Raw genomic sequence first — 23,674 nt, 5'->3', positions numbered from 1 at the left:
AATGAATGTAAAATGAGAACCCTTATAAATCAATTGTTTCTGGTTCATATCCTTGTTCTTTAATAAAATCAAGCAGGTCAGACGTCTTAATAAAAATCGTATGGGTATTAACATTGGGGTGGAACGTTAATTCAGGCGATTCAGCAAGCATGTCCTTATCAAAGTAAACCTGAACATTATGTGCCTCATTATTCATTAAACCAAATGGCGAAACAACCCCTGCATGTGAGCCAAGTTGTTCCTTAAGGTCATCAGGCCGGGCCATTGAAACTCGTTTAGCACCCGTCAATTCCTCAAACTCTTTGAAATTCATCGGCTTCTTATCATCCATAATTACTAAGTAAAAATGATGTTTCTTTCCCTTTAGAAACATTGTTTTGGTTCGTACGCCCTCGTGCCCTTCAATGTACTTATCTGCTTCTTCTGTTGTCTCCGCTGCTGGATGATCAACCATTCCATACTTAATTCCTAAACGATCTAATTCATTAATTACCTGTTCATATGTTCCTTCTGCCATGATTTTCCCACCTTTAGCGTATTTATTAACATTGTATCACGAAAGCGATTACAAATATTCTGACGTTTAATTCCATTGTTGTAAAAGGTTTAAAAGAAGTCTATATTGCGTTAAAAAGAAAAACTATCCTATTCCCAATCTAGTTCTTGACATACAAATATCGCAGTACACAAAAGGCTACCAGTGCCCGGCAATGCCGAACGCTGGTAGCCTTTTTATGCTTATAAGGACGTGAAATAACTTCTGTCGTGCGCCCTCTTATTACTTATCATAAAAGTGTTGCCACTCTTTATTAACATTTTCTCGAGTTGTCTTTGTACCTGACCATGATGGAACCTTTACAACCCCATCAATCTTACTCTTAGGCACAAATCCCCAGTAACGACCATCATTTGAAACGCTCCGGTGATCACCAAGAACAAAATATTCACCCTTCGGAACTTTAGTGGCACCATTATCTTTCAGCCAACTATTTTGAACTGAGATACTACGCAAAGTCCAGTTTCCAGTTCCCGTTGTCCGTTGACTCTTACTAATATAGTCTTGATTGATCTTCTTACCATTGACATAAATATTACCATTCTTTGAACTAACAGTATCTCCAGGAAGACCAATCACTCGCTTAACATAATCCGTTTTTACTGACACTTGCGGATCAACACCATTAGCATCAAAAACAACTACGCTTCCATGGTGAATTTTAGCGGTTTTCAAGCAGAATACCCGTTCATTGTTTTGCAGATTGGGTTGCATGGATGGTCCATCAACACGAACAATTTGGAAGAAAAACTGCTTTATTACTAATGCGATTATTAACCCAATTAAAATGGGAATAATCCAACTCATCGCTTCACGAAATGCTTTCATTCTAATTCCTCAATTTCTTTACTTAACTATTACTAATCATACAACTAGTAATGAACCCTGGAAAGTTATTTATAATAAATAATATATTATTTTCACATTTATTTATATAAAAAAGAAGCAGAAAAGCTTTGACTTAACTGCTTCTTCTAATCTTTATTTCTTTTCAACAAAATATTTTTCAAAATTCTTCTGATAGTTATGGTTAATTCGCTGTTCCATTAACCACCGCATAAAGTTCATATCTTTAGCATAATGGAAGGTGGTCCCATAACGCCCTTCTTCAATCAATTTTTCAGCCTGTTTCTTGATCTCATTATTTTTAGCATATTGGAGGAAGGTCTTCTTTGAAACTCCCAGCCATAATTTATAGTTACTCTCGTCCTTATTTCCGTAAATTGTATCTTGGTCTTTTAAATTATCAAAGACATAATCTTCCACTGGGAAAGTAGCAAGCTGGTAACCATTTAATGACACAAAGAAGCTACTGCGACCTTGGCGTGGATTGAGGTCAAATACTTTAAACTGGTTATCCCGACGATCATATTTCAGATCAAAGTTAACAAATCCAGTAAACTCAATACTTTCAAGAAATTTCTTAATATTATCATAGATTTGCTGGTCATATGCCGGCATGATCGCAACATAATTACCAACATTTGCCGGATTACAATCTTCGAGAAGCGGATGACCGAGGCACATCATCTTTACCTTATGATCTTTATCGACATAGCAATTAATGGTCCGCATATTGCTATCATCACCTGGGATGAATTCTTGTAAAACCAGATCACCCTTATACGGACTATGCTCATAGATTGTTTCTAATACTTCAGCTAATCGTTCAGGTGTTTTAATAATATAGGCTTTTTCATATCCTTCAAAATTACCTTTATGCCATTGCACCGCATCAGCTGCCTTCAAAGCGATTGGAAAATCAAATGGTGAATTATAACTCTTATAATCAAGGTCCGGCTTCAAAATATCTGTCTTTGGATAAGGGAGTCCGTATTTTTCACAGACATTGTAAAATTTCTCTTTATCAGTTAGAGTTGCTACTTCATCATAGTCCGCATATGGACAGAACATATGCTTCGACAGCTCTTTGCGATTTTTGGCAACTAATTCAGTATAGTCGTCACCACAACTGATCAGTACCGTTTTCTTTCCTTGTTTAGCAAATTCATCAGCCGCTTCAATTAATACTTTAGTAAATACTTCTGGTGATTGTAACTGTTCATTATAATGTAAGTCCACAATTTTTGAATAACGGGTAGGTGCTAATGGCTGGCGAGCATATAATTGCGACTTGATCCCGTATTTCTCATACATTGACCGTGCCATTCCATACGCATTAAAATCACTACCTAGTATCAATGGAACAAATTCCTGCTCACTCATTGAAGTTATCTCCTCTTTTATTATTTTTCTAATTTATCAATATAATCACGTGCAATTTTTACATCAGTCGGGTATGGAGTATCTTTACCATTAATCTTTTGGTACGGATCTTCACCCTTTCCTGCAAGAACTACAATATCATCATTTTTACTATCGTCTATTGCCTTTTTTATTGCCGTTTCACGATCCATCTCAAATTGAATGTTATTCACTTTATCATGGTCGATATAAGAATCTATTTCCCGGGCAATAGTCATTGGATCTTCATAACCCGGATCATCAGTTGTTAAAATTACCTCATCTGGCTGTTCTTCCGTCAGAGCCTTACCAAATCCTGGACGCCGAGAAATTCCTTTATCACCGGTTGCACCTAATACTACCGTTACTTTCCCCGCGTTAGTTTGCCGTTTTAAGAATGCTAAGAGACGTTTTAAACTAGCATAATTATGTGCATAATCAACGTAAATCGTCCCGTGTAGCTTACTATTAATCATTTCCATCCGGCCACGAATATGAACATGATTCAAGGTTTCGACCGCATCATTAGCCTTAGCGCCAGCAAGACCACTAGCAATTATTGCGGCTACTGCATTTCCTTCATTGTAATCACCAGGCACACTTGTCTTGTAGCGGCCATCTAATTTCAGGTGTTTAGCCTTTTCAGTCAGGGCCGCTAATTCAAACTCACTCTCATGAAGGTCTTCCAAATCATTCCGATATTCAAAATCTACTTGCACATCATCAGGTAAATCTAATTTTGCTCCTCGCCGTGCAAACAAGAATATATTCTCAGGTTGAGTAGTTGCTTTAGCAGTGTAATATACATCGGTAAACTTTGAAGTTTCAGCATTAATTAGACATCTAGCTGAATTTACTAATAATTGTTCTTTACAGTGAAGGTAATCGGCAAAGGTCGGGTGTTCATTCCGCCCAATATGATCCGGCGAAATATTTAGAAAAATTCCAACGTCATACTTTAAACCATAGATGCGGTTTTTCTTATATGCTTGTGACGATACTTCCATTACTAAGTGGGTCATCCCATTATCAACCGCTGCCCGCATATCATGAAAAAGATCCAGTGATTCAGGAGTAGTCAAATCAGATTTGAATTTATCTTTCGGCTTATTGCCTAAAACACGATCAAGTGTGGAGAATAACGCAACATGGTTATCTGTACTCTTCGCCAAAACATGGTCAGCAAAGTAAGCGGTTGTCGTCTTGCCTTTTGTCCCCGTAATAGCAATAATAAATAAATCGTTTTGTGGATAACCATAAAATGCAGCACCTAATAAAGACATTGCCTTCTGTTCGTCTTTAACAATAATTGCCGGTAATCCTTCACCCTCGGGATACTCTTTCTCAGCAACATAAGCAATTGCACCTTTTTCTTTCGCTGATGCTAGATATTTTGGTAAAAAATTCCCTTTACAAAAGAATAAGGTATCTGCTTTTACCTTTCGTGAATCATAAGACACACTCGTCGCGGTAAAATCAGTTAAATTACTAACATGGTCTAGTAAATCGTGCTCGCGTAATAGCGCTAAAGCCGGTGTAATATGCAATTCCATCTTGCAAATGATTCTCCTTCAATCTAATCTGTCCTATATTATTTCATTTTTTATCATAAAAATAAATAAGGATCCGTAATTAACAAAAAAGAGACTTAGAAGAGTCTACAGCCCTTCGCCGCCTCCTTTAATATTTTTCTATGCCTCTGTTGCAGCTGCCTTTTTGGAATGATCAATTCCAGACTCATCAGGCTTGAAATTATCAATGAAGTATAACTTATACCATGTTAAGAAGGTGTAAATTGTCCAAATCTTACGACGACCATCTACTTTACCTTCAAAGTTGTCATCAGCAAGCTTAAGAAGCTTTTCTTGATCAAAGAATTCTTTTACAAATTCCTGTTCAAATAATTCACGTACTTCTTGGTAATACTTCTTTTCACGTAACCAAGCACGAACAGGCGTTGGGAAGCCCATCTTAGGCCGCGTAGCCCATTCTTCCGGTAAGTGGCGGTTAGCAGCCATCCGAAAAGCCCACTTTGTATCTTTATAGTTAAATAGATATTTAGTTGGCGTGGTTTCAGCTACTTTCATTACTTCTTTATCAAGCAACGGTACCCGGATCTCAACAGAGTTAGCCATACTCATTTTATCTGCCTTCAAGCAAATATCACCAGGCATAAAGCGGTGCAAATCAATGTATTGCTTCTTTGCTACTTCGTCAATATCCTTATCTTCCATTTTATCAAAAAGCGGATTAAGAATATCTGCAATACTTGGTCCGCAATCAAATTCTGGTTGAAGGTAATCTGCTGCTTCTTCTGGGCTGAAGATATAAGCTTGACCAATAAAGGTATCACGAGCAGGAGCTAAATTACGATACATATGTTCTTGACCATGGAAATGCTTCCCATCAAGCCACTTAGCAAATTTATACCGCCGTTCACGTGGCATCTTCTTTAGCTGGTCAGTTACCCAGCGAATAAACTTAACCTTGGTATTAAAACCATAGTCAATATAGCCAGCAAATAATTCATCGGCACCCTCACCAGAAAGAAGGGCCTTGTAACCATTGTCCTTTGCTAACTTGTTTAAGAAGTACAAAGGAACAACCGATGGATTAGAATCAGGTTCGTCTAGGTAGTATTGAATCATTGGGAAGGCATGGAAAGCTTCTTCGTTAGTCAGCTTTTCATCTGTATTCTTCAAGCCCATCTTAGCCGCAAGTTCACGCGCCTGCTTTGTTTCATCATAAGTACTATCAAATCCGATAGAGAAGGTATTATCAGGACGCATTAAAGCGGTCACTAGACTTGAATCAACCCCTGCTGATAAGAATGAACCAACTTTAATTCCCTTATCGGCAAAAGTATGCGCCTTAACTGAGTTTTGAACAACATTATCAATCTTATTAACTGCTTCATCAAAACTCTCATCTTCTGGTTCAAAGTCTTCGTCCCAGTATTGGGTCATTTCAAATTTACCGTCTTTATAGGTGAAATAATGAGCTTCTGGAAGACGATAAACACCCTTGAAGAATGTTTCTTGGGTAACCGGATATTGGAATGTCATGTATGGCTTCAAAGCTTCTTTATTAAGCTGCTTATCAAAATTAGGGTGATCAAGAAAGGCCTTAATTTCAGAGCCGACAAAGAAAGTGCCATTCATCTTAGCATAATATAATGGTTTAATTCCAAAATGATCACGCGCGCCAAACATTTCTTTAGTCTTAAAGTCCCAAATGATAAAGCCAAACATTCCGCGAAGCTTGTTAACAACATTCTTGCCCCATTCTTCATATCCGTGCAAGATTACTTCTGTATCGGCATGAGTCTTAAATGTATGACCTTTACTAATTAACTCTTCACGTAATTCTTCAAAGTTATAAATTTCACCGTTGAATTCAATTGCTTTTGAGCTATCTTCGTTAAAAATTGGTTGATTACCAGACTTAACATCAATAAAACTTAGCCGGCGGAAACCAAGAGCTACGTCATCATCGACATATTGACCTTCTGCATCTGGTCCCCGGTGAATAATCCGGTCCTTCATTTTTTTAATTAGCTGGTCTTTAATTTGTGGTTTTTCATTATCAACAAATGCAACAATCCCACACATTATAAAATCCCTCTTCTTTCTCTTAAATTCACGGATTACAAAATAGTTATTTAAAATTCGTTATTAAAACTCGAACCTAAATTATACCATATAATAGCAGCCTTAAGTATATTATCCCTTTGCCTTAATAAAACCATAATAAAATCCGGAGAACTGAACTTATACCCAGTTACTCCAGATCTTATTTCCCGGGAAATTTTATTTATGATCCTTCTTAGAAAACTTTCCTTGTCGAACATAAACACTCAAGATTGCAATATCAGCAGGGTTTACGCCGCTAATCCGTGATGCTTGTGCCAAAGTCTCTGGGCGGATCTTTTCAAGCTTTTGCCGTCCCTCCGTTGCAAGGCCATCAATATCACCGTAATCAATGTCATCTGGAATCCGCTTAGCTTCCATCCGCTTCATCCGTTCAACCTTAACTTCTTCTTTCTTAATATAGCCGGCATATTTCAACTGAATCTCAACTTGTTCAATAACATGGCGATCAAGCTCATGCTCTGGTGCAGGAATAAATTCAGCTAGTGTCTGGTAATCAAAGTATGGCCGCTTCAACAGGTCCGCTGCAGCAATTCCGTCCTTCAAACGATTATCTCCGTGATTTTCAATAAACTCATTAACCTTATTATCACTTGGCTTAAGCTTAATCTCCTTTAATCGTTTGATTTCAGCTGCTACTTGGCGCTTTTTATCCTCCATCTTTGCAAGACGTTCATCGCTAACCAAACCGATCTTATGTCCCATTTCCATTAATCGGAAGTCAGCATTATCGTGCCGTAAAATCAACCGATATTCAGCACGACTAGTAAGTAAACGGTAAGGTTCTTTCGTTCCTTTTGTTACTAAATCATCAATCATAACACCGATATAAGCATCCGAACGTTTAAGCACAAACGGCTCTTTCCCTAATGCTCTTAATCCTGCGTTAATACCTGCGATTAACCCTTGTCCAGCTGCTTCTTCATAACCCGAAGAACCATTAGTTTGGCCAGCAGTATAAAGGTTCTTAATAATCTTTGTTTCTAAAGTTGGGTGGAGTTGGTATGGCGCAACGACATCATATTCGATTGCATAGCCGGGACGCATTAATTCTGCCTTTTCCAAGCCCTTGATTGAGTGAACGATCTTTTGTTGGATTTCCTCTGGCATGGAGGTTGAAATTCCATCAAGGTAATATTCATCAGTATCACGGCCTTCTGGTTCAAGGAAAACCTGGTGGCGGGGCTTGTCAGCAAAACGAACAATTTTATCTTCAATCGATGGACAGTAACGTGGTCCAACACCCTTAATTACACCAGAAAACATTGGTGCCCGACTTAGATTTTCACGAATAATCGCGTGGGTTCCTTCATTCGTATAAGTTAACCAACAAGATAATTGTTCACTAATCGGAATGTAGGCACTATCTGGTGTATCAAAGCTAAAGTGGTGTGGCTCTTCATCCCCTGGTTGTTCTTCCGTTGCATCATAATCAATCGTATTTCCATTAACACGTGGCGGAGTACCGGTCTTAAAACGTTCAAGGTCAAAGCCGAGTTCTTCCAAGTTTTCAGATAACTTTACTGCTGACTTAGAGTTATTAGGACCAGATTCATATTGTAATTCACCAATAATAATTTTTCCCCGTGCTGCTGTTCCCACGGTCAATACAACTGTCTTAGCATGATAACGAGCACCAGTATTGGTAACTACTCCTTTACAAACACCATCTTCAACAATTAATTGGTCAACAGTTGCCTGGCGAAGAGTTAAGTTAGGTTCTTCTTCAATCGTCTGCTTCATTGCACGATGGTATGCATGTTTATCTGCCTGTGCTCGTAATGCCCGAACTGCCGGACCCTTACCAGTATTAAGCATTCGCATTTGAACATAAGTCTTATCAATGTTATGACCCATTTCGCCACCAAGAGCATCGATTTCTCGGACTACAATCCCCTTTGCCGGACCACCAACAGAAGGATTACATGGCATAAATGCAACCATTTCAAGATTAATCGTTACTAATAAGGTATTATTACCCATCCGTGCTGCCGCTAATGCCGCTTCACTTCCAGCATGTCCTGCGCCAACAACGATTACATCATATGAGCCAGCATCGTATTGTACAGCATCTGATGTTTGCAATGCTTCTGAACTTTTCATTCTTTTCCCTACTTTCCTAAACAGAATTGACTAAATAGCTGATCTAACAGTTCATCTTGATAACTGTCACCTGTAATTTCACCTAATAAATCCCAGCACCTGGTCATATCAATTTGAACAAGGTCAACCGGCATCCCATCATTAATACCTTTCAAAACATCATTTAAGGCATCGTTTGCTTGATGTAACAATCCAATATGCCGCGCATTAGTAACCATCACATTGCTTTGACTACTCTCAATTCCTTCGTTAAAGAACATGTGACTGATTTGGTCACCAAGCTGATCCATTCCATCATGATTGACAATTGAAGTTTCAATAACTGCGCTGTTTTCTGCTAATTCTTTTAATTCATCTAAGTTAACCTTCCGTGGAAGATCCGTTTTATTCAAAATAATGATTCGTTGTTTATCCTTCGTTGCTTCAAGTAATTGACGGTCTTCATCAGTTAAGTCAGCAGCGCTATCGATTAATAGAAGAACCAAGTCAGCGGCACTTAATGCTTTTCGACTCCGCTCCACCCCGATCTTTTCTACTTGGTCATTAGTATCACGAATTCCAGCTGTATCGATTAATTTTAATGGCACACCGTTTACATTTACATATTCTTCAATCACATCACGGGTCGTTCCTGCGATGTTCGTGACAATTGCCTTATCTTCATGTAACAGTGAGTTTAGCAGACTCGATTTACCGACATTTGGCCGACCAATAATTGCTGTCGCTAAACCATCCCGTAAAACTTTCCCTTGTTTAGCTGTTTTTAATAAACTTTGGATTCGTTGCTGAATATCTGCCGCCTTCTCTTTTAAGAGCTTCGTTGTCATTTCTTCAACTGCGTCATATTCTGGATAATCGATATTAACCTCAACTTGCGCTAAAACATCCAAAATATCTTTACGCAAATGCCGAATCAGCCGTGACAAATCGCCATCTAGTTGATTCAGCGCAACTTTCATTGACTTATCTGTTTTAGCCCGAATCAAGTCCATTACAGCTTCAGATTGTGATAAGTCAATCCGTCCGTTTAAAAAGGCGCGTTTAGTGAATTCCCCAGGCTCTGCCATCCGTGCGCCAAAGCTGAGTACTAATTGCAAAATACGATTAGTTGCTAATAATCCACCATGGCAGTTGATTTCGATTATATCTTCGCGGGTATATGTATGAGGCGCCCGCATTACTGAGACCATTACTTCATCAACTTCTTGGTCCGTATCGGGGTCGACAATATGACCATAATTAATAGTGTGACTTGCTACCTTTGCGAGATCTTTGCCCTTGTAAATCCGTTGTGCAACTTTCACCGCATCATCCCCGCTAATCCGGATAATGGAGATGCCTCCTTCACCGACTGGCGTTGAAATTGCTGCAATCGTATCATTCTCGCTGTTTGCCATCGCTACTTTACTCCTTTCTAACAAAAAAAGTGCCAGTCCATGCATAATAACGAAAATCGTTACTAACATGGTCAAAGCACTTTCACTACTTTAACGAGTATTAAAATTTATAACCGCTCATATTCTAAAATTATTACTACAAATTGTCAATAAATAAGTTAATCTTTGGGCGCAATTACAACACTGCGGTATGGTTCACGCCCATGAGAGTAGGTCTTAACATGATCATTACTCTCTAATTCTTGGTGAATTTGTTTTCGTTCACGTGCTGGCATTGGATCCATAAAGACAGCTTTCCTATTAGCAACGACTTCTGTAGCTGCCTTTTGTGCCAAGTGGTGGATCGTTTCTCGTCGACGTTCACGATAATTAGATGTATCAAGAACAACATTTACCTTGGCAGCTCCATGGTAATCCATGAATGTGTTGCTAAGCTGTTCCATTGCATTGATTCGCCGGCCATGTTTACCAATTACCCGGCCATTTTCTGCTGTTTCAAGATCTATTTTTAGTTCATGAGCTTCTAATTCGGTAATTTTAGGCTTAACAATAATACCTAGTTCCTTAAATACTGTTACAAGATAATCCACTAGTTGAGTGCTAGTTTCTCGAACCTTCTTTAGGTTAGCTTCCTGCCGGCGTTTAATTTCGGCTGGATCTAGTTCCCCATCTTTAATATTTGATGGCGCCTCATCTATTTCTTTGCTCTCTTCTTTTATTGAAGCTGAAAGTCTTTCCTTATCTTTTACCACTACATCAATTTTAGCTTCTCGTCGACCAATTCCTAGAAATCCGTGCCGTGGCTGCTGAATAACCTTAATGTCAATTGTTTGTCCCGCAGTTAGCTTTAATTGTGTACTTGCCTTTTCCTTTGCTTCTTCAATCGTTGTCCCAACAAAGATTGTCATTGTCCTATCCCCCACATGTTTTGTTTATGACCTGTAATCTACTTAAAGTTCCCAACAAATAAAAAGGCTTGCAGTAATTTTCTTACTACAACCCCCAAAATTTATTTCCGCCGACTTTGGTAAGCCCGACGTTTTGCTTTTTCAATCTTGCGACGCTTTACCTTTTCAGCTTGTTGCTTTTCTTCTCGCTCACGACGAATCTTAAATGGATTCTGAATGATAAGTGTTTGAACAACTTGGAAAGCGTTTGTTACCACCCAGTATAGGGTAATAGCTGATGAGAATCCTAATGCCATGAAAAATACCATAATTGGCATAAACCATGTCATTGTAGTCGTCATCGAGTTCTTCTCTGGCATTGAAGCCATTGATAACCAAGAACTAATAAACGTAAATAACGCCGCTAAAATTGGCATGATGTAATACGGATCCGGGTGTCCTAATTGCAACCATAGGAAAGTTCCGTTCCGCAATGCGCTTGTTCGCCAAATTGCTTGGTAAAGTGCCCACATAACTGGCAACTGAACCAATAAAGGTAGCATTGATGCCCACGGATTAACTCCTGCTTCTTTATAAAGCTTTTGGGTTTCCATTTGCATCCTTTGCATTGATTCTCGATCACGTGATGAATACTTTTTCTGAATTGCCTTTAGCTTAGGAGCAAGTTCTTGCGTTTTCATCATCGTCTTCGTTTGATAGAACATCAATGGTAGCAAAATAATCCGAATGATGATCGTAAAGATAATGATCCCCATTCCATATCCGCCAAAATGCTTGGATAGCCAGATAATGAATTGCGAACAATTATAGATAATGTAATGATCCCAGATACCAGTACTATGACTTGTAATCGGCTTATTAGAGCAAGCAGCTAATAATAACGTTAAACTCATGATTGCCCCTAAGCTTAGGAATTTTTTCGTTTTCTTATTCAAATCCTAATCCTCACTTTTTTCATCTAACAGATGTGCTCGTTTTAAGACATGCACTAGGTTTTTCTTTGTTTCTGCCATCGATAAACCATCTGCCGCTGTCCTAGCAATAACCAAAAAGTCAACATCAGACCGCAATTGTGGTTTTACCTCTAATAGGGTTTGACGAATTCGCCGCTTAACCCAATTACGATGAACAGCATTTCCAATCTTTTTCCCAACAGAAATGCCGACTCGAAAATGTTTCTGTCCTGGTTTTTCCATTTGATACACGACAAATTTATGGTTGGCTACGGAATTATGGGTTTCAAAAACCCGTTGAAACTCACTTTCCTTTTTTACGCGATATGATTTTCTCATGTATATAATCCCCAGCCTTAATTTTAAGTAGATATAAAAATAGGGCTGGACATACGACAACTTTAACGATTCCAATGGCTCGTCAAGCTGACTGCCCTGCCCCACACAATAAAAAAAGCCACTGTAAAAGTGGCCGTGGTTATGCAGATAATACTTTTCTGCCCTTTTGACGCCGACGTGCTAATACCTTACGGCCGTTACTGGTGCTCATGCGCTTACGGAAGCCATGGACACGTGCACGGTGACGCTTCTTTGGTTGAAACGTGCGCTTCATACAATTGCACCTCCTATTATATTTCGAGTGGTTTGGTTTCTAGAGTCTAAAAAGACGATCTCTTCAAACATACTTTGGTAGTATACCACACTTAATGAAATTAATAAACGTTGAATTTTTATTTAAAATTTTTTGGTTATTAACAAAACGGGATAAATAATCCACAGCGTTGTGTAATTTTTGCTTTTGTGGACAAGTTATCAACAGGGTTATTCAGCCCTTATCCCCAAATCCACACCTGTTTATAAAGTTATCCACAAGTACCCTTTTAGTTGTTGATAACTCTTACTTTTGCTATTATATCAACAACCTATATCAACATATTTTTGTGGATAACTCTACACAAACTATTAATTTTGAGTTTTTACACAGGCATATTAGTATTTTACACACAGCGTTGTGTAAACTTTTTTATTATTCTTCACTTGGTTGTGGAAAACTTCGCTATGTAATGATAAAATACCGTTTGTAATTTAATACTTTAGGGGGAATTATTTTGACTGAGCTCGATTCTCTGTGGGAAGCGATCCAAAATTCATTTCGTCAAGATACCACTCCGGTTACCTTTGACACTTTGATTGCTCCGGCAAAAGCAATTTCTCTCTCTCAAAATCAACTAGAAATCGAGGTGCCCACTCCGGTGCACCGCGATTTTTGGCGCAAAAATTTAAATACGCAGCTTAAGGATTTCGCCCAGCGTGAGTTAGGCCATTCCGTAGAGCCGCATTATATTTTAGAGGGAGAATTTACCTACACAAATAAAAAAACGCAAGACGACATAACCCCTTCTTTCGAAATGGATACTCCATTAAATCCTCATTATAATTTTGGAACATTTGTTGTTGGAGAAGGAAATAAAATGGCTCACGCTGCAGCATTCGCTGTTGCTGAAAGTCCAGGTAGTCTTTATAATCCGCTCTTTATTTATGGTGGTGTTGGATTAGGCAAGACGCACCTAATGGAAGCTATTGGTAACCATATGCTGCAAGTTAATCCAAATGCGCGCGTTAAATACGTTACTAGCGAAGATTTTACAAACGACTACATTAATGCTATTCGTAACAACACAACTGAACAATTACGGGAAGAATATCGTAACCTAGATTTACTGCTAATTGATGATATTCAATTTCTAGCCAATAAGGAAGGGACACAATTAGAATTCTTTAATACCTTCAATGCCCTTCATGATCGTAAAAAGCAGATCGTCATGACTTCTGATCGCATTCCTAATGAGATTCCAGAACTACAAGACCGCCTTGTATCTCGTTTCCGCTGGGGCTTAACAGTAGAAATTACGCCACCAGACTTAGAAACACGAATTGCCATTTTACGCAGCAAAGTTGAAGAGGACCATATTGACATTGGTAACGATACCCTTAACTATATTGCTGGTCAGATCGATACCAATATTCGTGAACTTGAAGGTGCACTAACAAAAGTACAAGCCTTTGCTAATCTTAGTGGCGAACGGATTACACCTAGCCTAGCATCTCAAGCATTAAAGGGTCTTCATCGCGAAGCAAAAACTGAGATTTCAATTGCAACTATTCAAAAACAAGTTGCTGATTTCTACAATATTACCCAAAGCGACATCCTCGGTAAAAAACGGGTTAAACAAATCGTCATGCCACGACAAATAGCCATGTATCTTTCACGCGAACTTACCGATTCTTCACTACCAAAAATTGGTAACGAATTTGGTGGAAAAGACCATACCACAGTCCTTCATGCAATCGATAAAATTGAAGCAGGACTGAAAAAAGATACCGACTTACAAAATGATATTACAAAATTAAAAGCTAAACTTCGCTCATAGGTTGTGGATAACTATTATTTTTATCCTCAAAGTTATCCACAACTTATCAACAGGTGGATAACTCATTATATTTAGCTTTTATCGAGTTATCCACAATATTAACAAGCCCTACTACTACTATATTTTAAATTATTAATTAAATATATATATATCCACTCAAAAAAGGACTGAACCATATGAATTTTACAATTAATCGAACAGCATTTATTAGTCAATTAAATAATGTCTTACGTGCTATTTCATCTAAAACTACTATTCCAATTCTTACTGGATTAAAAATGGTTGTTAATGAAAACAACATTGTGTTAACTGGTAGCAATTCAGATATCACAATTGAAAGTGTTATTGATGCTAACAACACAGATAACGATTTGTCCATTGAAGAGACGGGAGCAATTGTTTTACCAGCACGTTTCTTTAGTGACATTGTAAAAAAACTTCCAGATAAGAAAGTAACTATTGAAGTTACAAGCGGTTTCCAAGCCGATATCACTTCTGGTTCTGCAAAGTTTCAAATTAATGGTCAAGATGCGGAAAACTTCCCTCACTTACCAGAGGTCGAAACCGATAAAACTGTGACGCTTCCTAATGACATTCTCAAAGAAGTGATTCGCCAAACGGTAATTGCAGTGTCAAAACAAGAGAGCCGACCAATTTTAGCAGGGGTTCACATGACCTTAAAAGATGGTATTTTGACTGCTGTAGCTACTGACAGCCACCGTTTAGCACAACGGAAAGTGGTTTTAGAAAATATTGATAATGGAATCGACTTTGACGTGATTATTCCAGGAAAGAGTATGGAAGAACTTTCGGGAATGATCAGCGACGTTCACGAAGATGTTCAAATGCAAGTAACCGAAAACCAAGTATTATTCATTTTTGGAAATACTCATTTCTATTCACGACTACTTGAAGGAAATTATCCGGAAACTAGTCAGTTGATTCCTAAAACTGCTGATACCACGGTGGAACTTGAAGCAGGTAGTTTTCTAGCATCAATCGAACGGGCTTCGCTTTTATCTCACGAAAGTCGTAATGACGTTGTTAAGTTAAGTTTAAAGCCGTCAGAAAATCTTGTGCGGATTAGTGGCGATTCTCCTGATATTGGGATGGTTGAAGAAGAGGTTACGACAAGCGCCTTAAACGGAAATGACCTTGAAATTTCATTTAATCCAAACTACATGAAAGATGCATTGCGTTCATTCGGTCAAGCAACGATTAAGATTTCATTTACTTCACCGTTGCGGCCGTTTACATTAGTTCCAACAGAAGATCAAGAAAATTTTGTTCACCTGATTACACCAGTGCGGACATTCTAATAGAAAAAGCAACCCGGGAAGTTAATTTTCCTTGAGTTGCTTTTTTGCTTAAATTTGAATTTGTTTTTAGAAGAGTGTTGGTACCAGTCCGCCATCGAGTCGGAGTGCTTCTCCAGAAAATGATGAAGAATAAGGGCTAGCTACAAAGGCGGTGAATCGGCCGACTTCTTCTGGGCGAATCAATCGCTGTATTTGTGAAAGGGGCCGGTGATTTTTCATAAAGTCGCTTTCCCATTCGTTTTCTGGAATATCTGTATTACTGTACATGTCGACCAGCATTTGTTGGACACCTTCCGTAAGTGTTGAACCTGGCATTATTGTATTAACTGTTACGTGAGTTCCCTTAGTTAATTTTGAAAGACTCTTTGCTAATGAGAGATTCATTGTTTTCGTTAAGCTGTATTGTGGCATTTCACCTGATGGCATAACTGCTTCTTCGCTTGCAATAAAAATAATTCGGCCAAAATCTTTTTTCAGCATTTGAGGCAGGTAAAATTTTGCAAGAGCATTTCCAGAGTAAAAATTAACATCGATAAAATGCTGCCACGTTTCTTCTGAAATATCGAAATAGTCCATTGGTTTAAAAATGCCCATATTATTAACTAAAATGTCAACTTCTGGAAAAGCATTAAATAATTCTTGGCGCTGATCTTTTTGGGAAATATCATAGGGTGCTCCTTGCGGGGTCGTATTAGGGTATTGCTCTTTGATCTCATTAACAACCGCATCAACATCTTTTTGCTTACGACCATTAATAATAACGTTCGTGCCTTCTTTTGCCATTTCGGTTGCAATAGCCTTACCGATTCCTTTAGTAGAGCCGGTAATTAAGGCTACCTTACCCTTTAATCCTAAGTCCATGTTACTTTACCTCCATAATCATTTTTAATAATTATTACCCTGTTTTTAGTTTCAATACAAGTAATTGACTTAAGTAATACATGCAAAATGCGTTGCCAATAAATTATTTTTAACTGATATTCTTAGCATATATTAAAAATTTGAACGTAGAGCCATTTTAACTTGATTTTGATAAAAAAGACTAAATTAAGTTAATGCGCTTAGAAAGGCTAATAACGCAAAATTAGGGTGAATAATGTGGTATAATATACTTACAAAAGTAGGTGAAAATATTGGAAGAAAAGACGGTATTGATTGACAGTCCGTTTATTACACTCGGACAGTTACTCAAGGAAGAAGGAATCATTCCGACTGGTGGAGCAGCAAAATGGTTCTTAAAAGAAACTGCTGTATTAGTAAATGATGAACCAGATGATCGGCGTGGACGTAAATTGTATCCTGAAGACAAAATTAAAATTCCTGATCACCAATTACTTGTTATTAAGAGTAAGTAGGGATAAATATGATTCTGACGGAATTGCATTTACATCATTTTCGAAATTATCAGGATCTTACCGTTCACTTCAATCCTGGAGTGAACGTTTTAATTGGACATAATGCACAAGGCAAGACAAATATGCTAGAGGCGATTTATGTTCTTTCGTTGACTAAGAGTCATCGGACAAGTAATGATCATGAGCTTATTAATTGGCAGGAAAAATCAGCATTAGTAAGCGGGATTGTTGAAAAAAGCACCGGCAAGATTCCTCTTGAGCTACAGTTTACAAGTAAGGGGAAAAAAGCCAAGGTAAACCACTTAGAACAAGCCCGATTATCACAATATGTCGGTCAACTAAACGCAATATTATTTGCCCCAGAAGACCTAACACTCGTAAAAGGGTCACCTGCACTGCGGCGCCATTTTATGGATCGTGAATTTAGTCAGATGAGTAGCAAGTATCTTTATAATGCTGGACAATATCGTGCATTGTTGCGACAGAAAAACAAATATTTAAAGCAACTAAAATATAAGCAACAAACTGATCGTGTTCTTCTAGGCGTATTATCTGATCAGCTTGCTGCTTTTGGTGCGGAAGTAATTGTGGCACGTCAACATTTCTTAAAACATCTTGAAGGATGGGCTGCAGACCTTCATCGCGAGATTTCGTTAAATAAGGAAACATTGCGGCTTGAATATGTTAATCAATTAAAGGTTAGTGATGAAACAACAGTTGAAGAAGCATATCAAGCACTTTTTAAGCTGTATCAGGATAATGAGCAGCGTGAAATTGAACAGGGAACGACAATTTATGGCCCTCACCGTGATGATATTCGTTTTCTAGTAAATGATAAAAATGTTCAGGCGTTTGGGTCGCAGGGACAGCAGCGTACTACTGCATTGTCAGTTAAATTAGCAGAGATTGATTTGATGAAAGAACAAACGGGTGAATATCCGCTATTGTTGTTAGATGATGTATTATCCGAACTCGATACGATTAGGCAGACACACTTGTTAACGGCAATTCAGAATAAAGTTCAAACTTTTTTAACGACGACAAGTCTAAGTGATGTTGCCCGTCAGTTAATTAATGAACCCACAATCTTTGAAATTGAGCACGGCACTTTGAATAAGGAGGAAGTAAAGTGAGCAACGAGCAACAAAAAGAAACCAAAGAGGAATTGGCTAGCGAATATGATGCTAGTCAAATTCAGGTTTTAAAGGGATTAGATGCAGTTCGTAAACGTCCAGGGATGTATATTGGGTCAACATCAGCCCAAGGACTCCACCATCTTGTTTGGGAAATTGTTGATAATGGGATTGATGAAGCACTCGCTGGATTTTGTGATGAAATTAATGTGGTAGTTAATCCCGACAACAGTATCACCGTTAAGGATAATGGACGTGGTATTCCGGTTGATACACAAAAGGAAACCGGCAAGTCTGCATTGGAAACAGTTTTCACGGTTCTGCACGCTGGTGGTAAATTTGGCGGTGGCGGATACAAGGTTTCAGGTGGGCTGCATGGTGTTGGTGCATCAGTAGTTAATGCTTTATCCACTGAACTAGATGTAAAGGTTGCCCGTCAAGGAAAACGGTATTACATGGACTTTGATCACGGTCATGTTAAGTCTTCCATGAAAGTAATTGAAGAAGGGCTTCCAGAAACAGAACATGGTACGACGGTTCATTTTAAGCCAGATCCGGAAATCTTCCGTGAAACAACAACTTATAACATTAAAACGTTAACAGATCGTTTAAGAGAGTTGGCTTTCCTGAACAAAGGGCTAAAGATTACGATTGAAGACTTGCGTAAAGAAGATCATGAGCGTAAGGAATTCCATTATGAAGGCGGAATTCGTCACTATGTTGAATATTTGAATGAAGACCAAAATGTTTTATTTGATCCGCCAATTTATGTTGAGGGTAAAGAAAATGACATTACGGTTGAAGTTTCTTTACAATATACTGATTCGTACCGCAGTAATCTTTTAACTTTTACTAATAATATCCATACTTATGAAGGTGGGACCCACGAAACAGGGTTTAAGATGGCTCTTACCCGCGTAATTAATGATTATGGACATAAGGCAGGCATACTTAAAAATAACGAGACGCTTTCAGGTGATGACGTTCGTGAAGGTTTAACCGCAGTCGTATCTATTAAGCACCCTGATCCGCAATTTGAAGGTCAGACCAAAACTAAATTAGGTAATTCAGATGCACGGACAGCTACAGACCACGTTTTCGCTGCGACATTTAATCGTTTCTTATTAGAACATCCAGATGAAGCACGGCAAATTATTGAAAAGGGGCAACTGGCTTCTAAAGCACGGGTTGCAGCTAAACGGGCTCGTGAGGTTACTCGTAAAAAGAGCGGTCTTGAAATTAGCAACTTGCCTGGTAAGTTAGCAGATAATACAAGTAAGGATCCAGAAATTTCAGAATTATTTATCGTCGAGGGGGACTCAGCCGGTGGTTCTGCTAAACAAGGGCGGTCTCGGTTGACTCAGGCAATTCTCCCAATTCGAGGGAAGATTTTAAATGTTGAAAAAGCAACCCTTGATCGTGTCTTAGCTAACGATGAAATCCGTTCACTATTTACGGCATTAGGTACTGGCTTTGGGGATGACTTTGATATTACTAAGGCCAATTACCATAAGCTGATTATTATGACCGATGCGGATGTTGATGGTGCCCATATTCGGACATTATTATTAACCTTGTTCTACCGTTTTATGAAACCGATGATTACCCATGGCTATGTTTACATTGCTCAGCCACCGCTATATCAGGTTCGGCAAGGTAAGTTTGTGAAATATATTGATTCTGATGAAGAATTGGAACAAGTAGTAAGCTCGCTTCAACCTAGTCCCAAGCCAGTTATTCAACGGTACAAAGGATTAGGGGAAATGGATGCTGAACAATTATGGGAAACCACAATGGATCCAGAAAATCGGCACCTGTTACGAGTGAAATTAGATGATGCAGAACAGGCAGATAAGATTTTCCCAATGCTAATGGGAACTAAGGTTGGACCACGGCGCGATTTCATTGAGGAAAATGCGAAGTTTGTTGAAAACCTTGACTTGTAATTGACTGTTGTTTACTACTAATGCGAAAAAGGAGGAACGACATTGGCTGAACATGATATGCCTAATCGGATCACGGATGTAAATCTTACGAGCCAGATGAAAAACTCATTCCTAGATTATGCGATGAGTGTTATTGTTTCACGGGCGCTTCCAGATGTTCGTGATGGATTAAAGCCGGTACAGCGCCGGATTTTATACGGAATGAATGAATTAGGGGTTACCCCGGATAAGCCATATAAAAAGTCTGCCAGAATTGTTGGGGACGTAATGGGTAAATTCCACCCTCATGGTGATTCTTCAATTTATGAAGGATTAGTACGAATGGCCCAAGACTTCAGTTACCGCTACATGCTGGTTGATGGTCACGGAAATTTCGGGTCTGTTGACGGGGATGGAGCAGCTGCTATGCGTTATACCGAAGCAAAGATGAGTAAGATTGCTGTTGAAATGCTTCGTGATATTAACAAAAACACCGTTGACTTCCATGACAATTATGATGGTACTGAAAAAGAACCGGATGTATTACCAGCTCGTTTTCCAAACTTATTAGTTAATGGTGCTTCAGGAATTGCCGTTGGGATGGCAACTAACATTCCCACACACAATTTGGGTGAAGTTATTAATGGTCTTCACCTGTTGATGGATAATCCAGACATTACAACTGAAGGATTGATGAAGGCTATTCCAGGACCTGATTTTCCAACTGGCGGAGTTGTAATGGGTAAGTCTGGTATACGGAAAGCATATGAGACTGGTCGCGGAACAATTATTGTTCGTGCCAAAGTTGATATTGAAGAACAAAAGAACGGTAAACAACGGATTATTGTTCATGAAATTCCGTATATGGTTAATAAGGCTAAGTTGATTGAACGGATTGCTGAATTAGCGCGCAATAAGGATATTGATGGAATTACAGACGTTAATGATGAAACTGACCGTGATGGGATGAGAATTGTAATTGATGTCCGTCGTGATGCAAGTGCAGAAGTTATCTTAAATAATTTATATAAAATGACTTTGATGCAGACGACCTTTAATTTTAATATGCTTGCAATCGTTAATGGTGCTCCAAAGATCTTAAGTCTTAAGCAAATTCTGCAATATTACCTTGAACACCAAGAAGCGGTAGTTCGTCGGCGGACAGAATTTGAATTAAAGAAAGCCCAAAATCGTGCACACATTGTTGAAGGATTAAGAATTGCCTTAGATCATATCGATGAGATTATTAATATTATTCGTAGTTCTCAAACGAGTGAAGTCGCAAAGAATGAACTGATGAGTAACTATGGTTTATCAGATCGTCAAGCTCAAGCCATTCTCGATATGCGGCTAGTTCGTTTGACAGGATTAGAGCGTGAGAAGATTGAGGATGAATATCAAAAATTAATGGCCGCAATTGCTGATTACAAAGATATTCTTGCTCACCGTGAACGTATCAACCAAATTATTTATGACGAATTAATGGAAATCCAAAAGCGGTTTGGAGATGAACGACGGACTGAACTGCAAGTTGGTGACATTACCAATATTGAAGACGAAGATTTAATTGAGGAAGAAGACATCATTGTTGCTTTAACTCACAACGGATACATTAAACGATTACCAGTAGACGAATTTAAGTCACAGCATCGTGGTGGACGTGGTGTTAAAGGGATGGGCGTTCATAAAGATGACTTTATTGAGCAGTTAATTTCTAGTTCTACTCACGATATGCTCCTCTTCTTCACCAATTCTGGGAAAGTATACTCGATGAAGGGATATGAGGTTCCAGAATATGGCCGGACTGCACAAGGTATTCCGATTATTAACCTTCTTGGTATTAATAATAAAGAAAAGATTAGCGCCGTTATCAATGTTTCACATGAAACTAATGATGATGATAAATATCTCTTCTTTACTACCAAGTATGGAACGGTTAAACGAACGCCAGTAACGGAATTTAAGAACATTAGGAGTAATGGACTAAAGGCAATCAACCTTCATGAAAATGATGAATTAATTGATGTGGAAGTTATTAGTGATGAACAACCAATGATTATTGGAACTCATAATGGATATGCTCTTAGCTTTAAGTCATCAGTTGTTCGGTCGATGGGAAGAAGTGCAGCTGGGGTTCGTGGAATTCGCTTGCGTGGTGAAGACTATGTAATTGGTGCTGCTCCTCTTAATCCAGGCAGTAATGTCCTAGTAATTAGTGAGAATGGATTCGGAAAGCAGACAGCGGCGTCAGAATATCCAATTAAAGGTCGTGGCGGTCTTGGTGTAAAGACTGTTAATGTTACTGAAAAGAATGGGCCATTAGTTGGTTTGACAACTGTTAATGGTGACGAAGATATTATGCTTGTTACTGATCAAGGTGTGATTATTCGTTTTGGTATTAAGAGTGTGTCACAAACTGGACGTTCAGCTGTTGGGGTACATTTGATTAAGATGGATAATGGAGCCCGAGTAGCTACGATTGCTAAGGTTGATAAAGAAGATGACAGTGAAGAAGCTGAATCTCCAAAAGAAGAAGTAACAGACACAGCTAATTCAGAAAATCAACCAACAGAAAATTAAAAAATAAAAATGGAAAAGTAGAGATTTTACGTATATATATTTATAGTGACCGCAACATTTAGGATTTTCTTATTAGATGTTCCTTGTTTTAAATAGAATTTTATGCTATATTTTATGTCTGTGAGTATACGTACAGACGTCTACTTTCCTTGTTCTTCTCAAATAGTAAGAAGAGCCAGAGTCCATAAGGAGGTGTAACATTCATGGAAACACGCAAATATGAAATTACTTACATCATTCGTCCTGATATCGAAGAATCTGCAAAGAGCGAATTGGTAGACCGATTCGACAAGATCTTGGCGGACAATGGTGCAACAATCGCTGACTCAAAGGATTGGTCAACTCGTCGTTTCGCTTACCCAATCGCTAAGTACACTGAAGGTACTTACCACGTGGTAAACTTAACTACTGACTCTGACCAAGCTTTAAACGAATTTGATCGTTTAGCTAAGTTCAGTGATGATATCCTACGTCACATGATTGTTAAGCTTGATGCTTAATTAATTGTCAATAAATTAAGAGAGGAGAAAGATCTATGCTTAATCGTGCAGTCTTAACTGGGCGTTTAACAAGAGATCCCGAGTTGCGGTACACAACCAGCGGGACAGCAGTTGTTTCATTTACTCTAGCTGTTGATCGGCAATTCCGAAACCAAAATGGTGATCGTGATGCTGACTTTATCAATTGCGTTATTTGGCGTAAGTCCGCTGAAAACTTTAGTAACTTTACGCATAAGGGTTCACTTGTTGGAATTGAAGGGCGCATTCAAACCCGAAATTATGAAAACCAACAGGGTAACCGTGTTTATGTTACCGAAATTGTTGTTGATAATTTTGCCCTGTTGGAGCCGCGTCAAAATGGTGGCATGAACCAACAAGGTGCTCAACAGCCATTTGCTAATAACCAGCAACCGTTTGGTGGTGCACAAGCTCCACAATATGGCAGCCAACCACAACCTGGAAATAATGCTCCTCAAAGTAATCCGTCACCTAATGCAGGTAATGGTTTCGACAACAATCAAAATGCTGGCAACCAGTTCCCTGGAAGCAGTGATGATGGTGGTCAATCCATCGACTTAGCAGATGACGAATTACCATTCTAAATAATTTTTACTCAGAA

At 38.6% G+C, this 23,674-nt stretch carries 20 protein-coding genes; 8 read left to right on the top strand and 12 right to left on the bottom strand.

All coding sequences use genetic code 11. From position 1 onward, the window contains the following. Positions 1–22: 22 nt before the first annotated feature. From IEU90_RS00625 to rpmH, 11 genes are all read right to left on the bottom strand, one after another. A complete protein-coding gene (locus IEU90_RS00625; RefSeq protein WP_188357581.1) occupies positions 23–517 on the bottom strand; it encodes a prolyl-tRNA synthetase associated domain-containing protein in 495 nt (164 codons plus the stop codon). A 261-nt stretch (positions 518–778) separates the two neighbouring features. Further along, entirely contained in the window at positions 779–1,384 is a 606-nt protein-coding gene (gene lepB / locus IEU90_RS00620; RefSeq protein WP_153709405.1) for a signal peptidase I, read from the bottom strand. A gap of 153 nt (positions 1,385–1,537) precedes the next feature. Then, a complete protein-coding gene (locus IEU90_RS00615) occupies positions 1,538–2,782 on the bottom strand; it encodes a carboxylate--amine ligase (protein WP_153709406.1) in 1,245 nt (414 codons plus the stop codon). A gap of 20 nt (positions 2,783–2,802) precedes the next feature. After that, positions 2,803–4,353 carry a UDP-N-acetylmuramoyl-L-alanyl-D-glutamate--2,6-diaminopimelate ligase gene (locus IEU90_RS00610; protein WP_153709407.1) on the bottom strand — a complete coding sequence of 517 codons (1,551 nt, stop codon included), beginning with the start codon at positions 4,351–4,353 and terminating at the stop codon, positions 2,803–2,805. Positions 4,354–4,491: 138 nt separating this feature from the next. Continuing rightward, positions 4,492–6,411, bottom strand: a complete 1,920-nt coding sequence (gene asnB, locus IEU90_RS00605) for an asparagine synthase (glutamine-hydrolyzing) (RefSeq protein WP_153709408.1) — start codon at positions 6,409–6,411, stop codon at positions 4,492–4,494. Between the two features lie 198 nt (positions 6,412–6,609). Further along, the gene (mnmG, locus tag IEU90_RS00600; RefSeq protein ID WP_188357580.1) at positions 6,610–8,553 is read right to left on the bottom strand and encodes a tRNA uridine-5-carboxymethylaminomethyl(34) synthesis enzyme MnmG; all 1,944 of its coding nucleotides are present in this window, start codon (positions 8,551–8,553) and stop codon (positions 6,610–6,612) included. An 8-nt stretch (positions 8,554–8,561) separates the two neighbouring features. Then, positions 8,562–9,950, bottom strand: a complete 1,389-nt coding sequence (mnmE, locus tag IEU90_RS00595; RefSeq protein WP_153709410.1) for a tRNA uridine-5-carboxymethylaminomethyl(34) synthesis GTPase MnmE — start codon at positions 9,948–9,950, stop codon at positions 8,562–8,564. A gap of 158 nt (positions 9,951–10,108) precedes the next feature. After that, complete coding sequence (gene jag, locus IEU90_RS00590; RefSeq protein ID WP_153709411.1) at positions 10,109–10,858, bottom strand: RNA-binding cell elongation regulator Jag/EloR; 750 nt, start codon at positions 10,856–10,858, stop codon at positions 10,109–10,111. A gap of 101 nt (positions 10,859–10,959) precedes the next feature. Beyond that, entirely contained in the window at positions 10,960–11,793 is an 834-nt protein-coding gene (yidC, locus tag IEU90_RS00585; RefSeq protein WP_188357579.1) for a membrane protein insertase YidC, read from the bottom strand. 3 nt (positions 11,794–11,796) lie between these two features. Next, positions 11,797–12,150: a ribonuclease P protein component gene (gene rnpA / locus IEU90_RS00580; protein WP_153709413.1), complete on the bottom strand. Its 354-nt coding sequence runs from the start codon at positions 12,148–12,150 to the stop codon at positions 11,797–11,799. Between the two features lie 139 nt (positions 12,151–12,289). Further along, on the bottom strand, positions 12,290–12,424 hold the full coding sequence (gene rpmH, locus IEU90_RS00575; RefSeq protein WP_003665227.1) for a 50S ribosomal protein L34: 135 nt from the start codon (positions 12,422–12,424) through the stop codon (positions 12,290–12,292). Between the two features lie 496 nt (positions 12,425–12,920). Between rpmH and dnaA the strand changes: the two genes are divergently transcribed. Both dnaA and dnaN read left to right on the top strand, forming a co-directional pair. Beyond that, positions 12,921–14,243, top strand: coding sequence for a chromosomal replication initiator protein DnaA (gene dnaA / locus IEU90_RS00570; RefSeq protein ID WP_153709414.1), 1,323 nt, complete (start codon positions 12,921–12,923; stop codon positions 14,241–14,243). Positions 14,244–14,419: 176 nt separating this feature from the next. Then, positions 14,420–15,562: a DNA polymerase III subunit beta gene (dnaN, locus tag IEU90_RS00565; protein WP_153709415.1), complete on the top strand. Its 1,143-nt coding sequence runs from the start codon at positions 14,420–14,422 to the stop codon at positions 15,560–15,562. A gap of 66 nt (positions 15,563–15,628) precedes the next feature. Here the strand turns inward: dnaN and IEU90_RS00560 are convergent, their stop codons facing one another. Then, entirely contained in the window at positions 15,629–16,423 is a 795-nt protein-coding gene (locus IEU90_RS00560) for an SDR family NAD(P)-dependent oxidoreductase (RefSeq protein ID WP_153709416.1), read from the bottom strand. Between the two features lie 272 nt (positions 16,424–16,695). On the opposite strand from IEU90_RS00560, the gene yaaA reads away from it, so the two are divergent. The 6 genes from yaaA to ssb all read left to right on the top strand — a co-directional run bounded on the left by yaaA (position 16,696) and on the right by ssb (position 23,657). Beyond that, the gene (yaaA, locus tag IEU90_RS00555; RefSeq protein WP_153709417.1) at positions 16,696–16,917 is read left to right on the top strand and encodes a S4 domain-containing protein YaaA; all 222 of its coding nucleotides are present in this window, start codon (positions 16,696–16,698) and stop codon (positions 16,915–16,917) included. 8 nt (positions 16,918–16,925) lie between these two features. Further along, a complete protein-coding gene (gene recF / locus IEU90_RS00550) occupies positions 16,926–18,050 on the top strand; it encodes a DNA replication/repair protein RecF (RefSeq protein WP_153709418.1) in 1,125 nt (374 codons plus the stop codon). Beyond that, a complete protein-coding gene (gene gyrB / locus IEU90_RS00545; RefSeq protein ID WP_188357578.1) occupies positions 18,047–19,996 on the top strand; it encodes a DNA topoisomerase (ATP-hydrolyzing) subunit B in 1,950 nt (649 codons plus the stop codon). The genes recF and gyrB overlap by 4 nt, the downstream gene beginning before the upstream one ends. Before the next feature lie 42 nt (positions 19,997–20,038). Then, on the top strand, positions 20,039–22,555 hold the full coding sequence (gene gyrA, locus IEU90_RS00540; protein ID WP_188357577.1) for a DNA gyrase subunit A: 2,517 nt from the start codon (positions 20,039–20,041) through the stop codon (positions 22,553–22,555). 203 nt (positions 22,556–22,758) lie between these two features. Next, positions 22,759–23,055 (top strand): 30S ribosomal protein S6, encoded by a 297-nt coding sequence (rpsF, locus tag IEU90_RS00535; RefSeq protein WP_003665235.1) that lies wholly within the window; start codon positions 22,759–22,761, stop codon positions 23,053–23,055. A gap of 35 nt (positions 23,056–23,090) precedes the next feature. Next, positions 23,091–23,657 carry a single-stranded DNA-binding protein gene (gene ssb, locus IEU90_RS00530; RefSeq protein WP_153709420.1) on the top strand — a complete coding sequence of 189 codons (567 nt, stop codon included), beginning with the start codon at positions 23,091–23,093 and terminating at the stop codon, positions 23,655–23,657. Positions 23,658–23,674: the final 17 nt, after the last annotated feature.

The organism is Limosilactobacillus caviae, assembly GCF_014635905.1.
GTDB lineage: Bacteria > Bacillota > Bacilli > Lactobacillales > Lactobacillaceae > Limosilactobacillus > Limosilactobacillus caviae.
The sequence above is the reverse complement of the archived record's forward strand: the minus strand, read 5'-3'. Positions and strand labels throughout refer to the sequence as shown.

What these genes read in the sequence shown, in the direction of transcription:
- mnmE (WP_153709410.1), bottom strand. Translation starts at nt 9,950, where the DNA reads ATGGCAAACAGCGAGAATGATACGATTGCAGCAATTTCAACGCCAGTC.
- IEU90_RS00560 (WP_153709416.1), bottom strand. Translation starts at nt 16,423, where the DNA reads ATGGACTTAGGATTAAAGGGTAAGGTAGCCTTAATTACCGGCTCTACT.
- jag (WP_153709411.1), bottom strand. Translation starts at nt 10,858, where the DNA reads ATGACAATCTTTGTTGGGACAACGATTGAAGAAGCAAAGGAAAAGGCA.
- IEU90_RS00625 (WP_188357581.1), bottom strand. Translation starts at nt 517, where the DNA reads ATGGCAGAAGGAACATATGAACAGGTAATTAATGAATTAGATCGTTTA.
- rpmH (WP_003665227.1), bottom strand. Translation starts at nt 12,424, where the DNA reads ATGAAGCGCACGTTTCAACCAAAGAAGCGTCACCGTGCACGTGTCCAT.
- rnpA (WP_153709413.1), bottom strand. Translation starts at nt 12,150, where the DNA reads ATGAGAAAATCATATCGCGTAAAAAAGGAAAGTGAGTTTCAACGGGTT.
- IEU90_RS00610 (WP_153709407.1), bottom strand. Translation starts at nt 4,353, where the DNA reads ATGGAATTGCATATTACACCGGCTTTAGCGCTATTACGCGAGCACGAT.
- IEU90_RS00615 (WP_153709406.1), bottom strand. Translation starts at nt 2,782, where the DNA reads ATGAGTGAGCAGGAATTTGTTCCATTGATACTAGGTAGTGATTTTAAT.
- lepB (WP_153709405.1), bottom strand. Translation starts at nt 1,384, where the DNA reads ATGAAAGCATTTCGTGAAGCGATGAGTTGGATTATTCCCATTTTAATT.
- asnB (WP_153709408.1), bottom strand. Translation starts at nt 6,411, where the DNA reads ATGTGTGGGATTGTTGCATTTGTTGATAATGAAAAACCACAAATTAAA.
- dnaN (WP_153709415.1), top strand. Translation starts at nt 14,420, where the DNA reads ATGAATTTTACAATTAATCGAACAGCATTTATTAGTCAATTAAATAAT.
- ssb (WP_153709420.1), top strand. Translation starts at nt 23,091, where the DNA reads ATGCTTAATCGTGCAGTCTTAACTGGGCGTTTAACAAGAGATCCCGAG.
- mnmG (WP_188357580.1), bottom strand. Translation starts at nt 8,553, where the DNA reads ATGAAAAGTTCAGAAGCATTGCAAACATCAGATGCTGTACAATACGAT.
- rpsF (WP_003665235.1), top strand. Translation starts at nt 22,759, where the DNA reads ATGGAAACACGCAAATATGAAATTACTTACATCATTCGTCCTGATATC.
- recF (WP_153709418.1), top strand. Translation starts at nt 16,926, where the DNA reads ATGATTCTGACGGAATTGCATTTACATCATTTTCGAAATTATCAGGAT.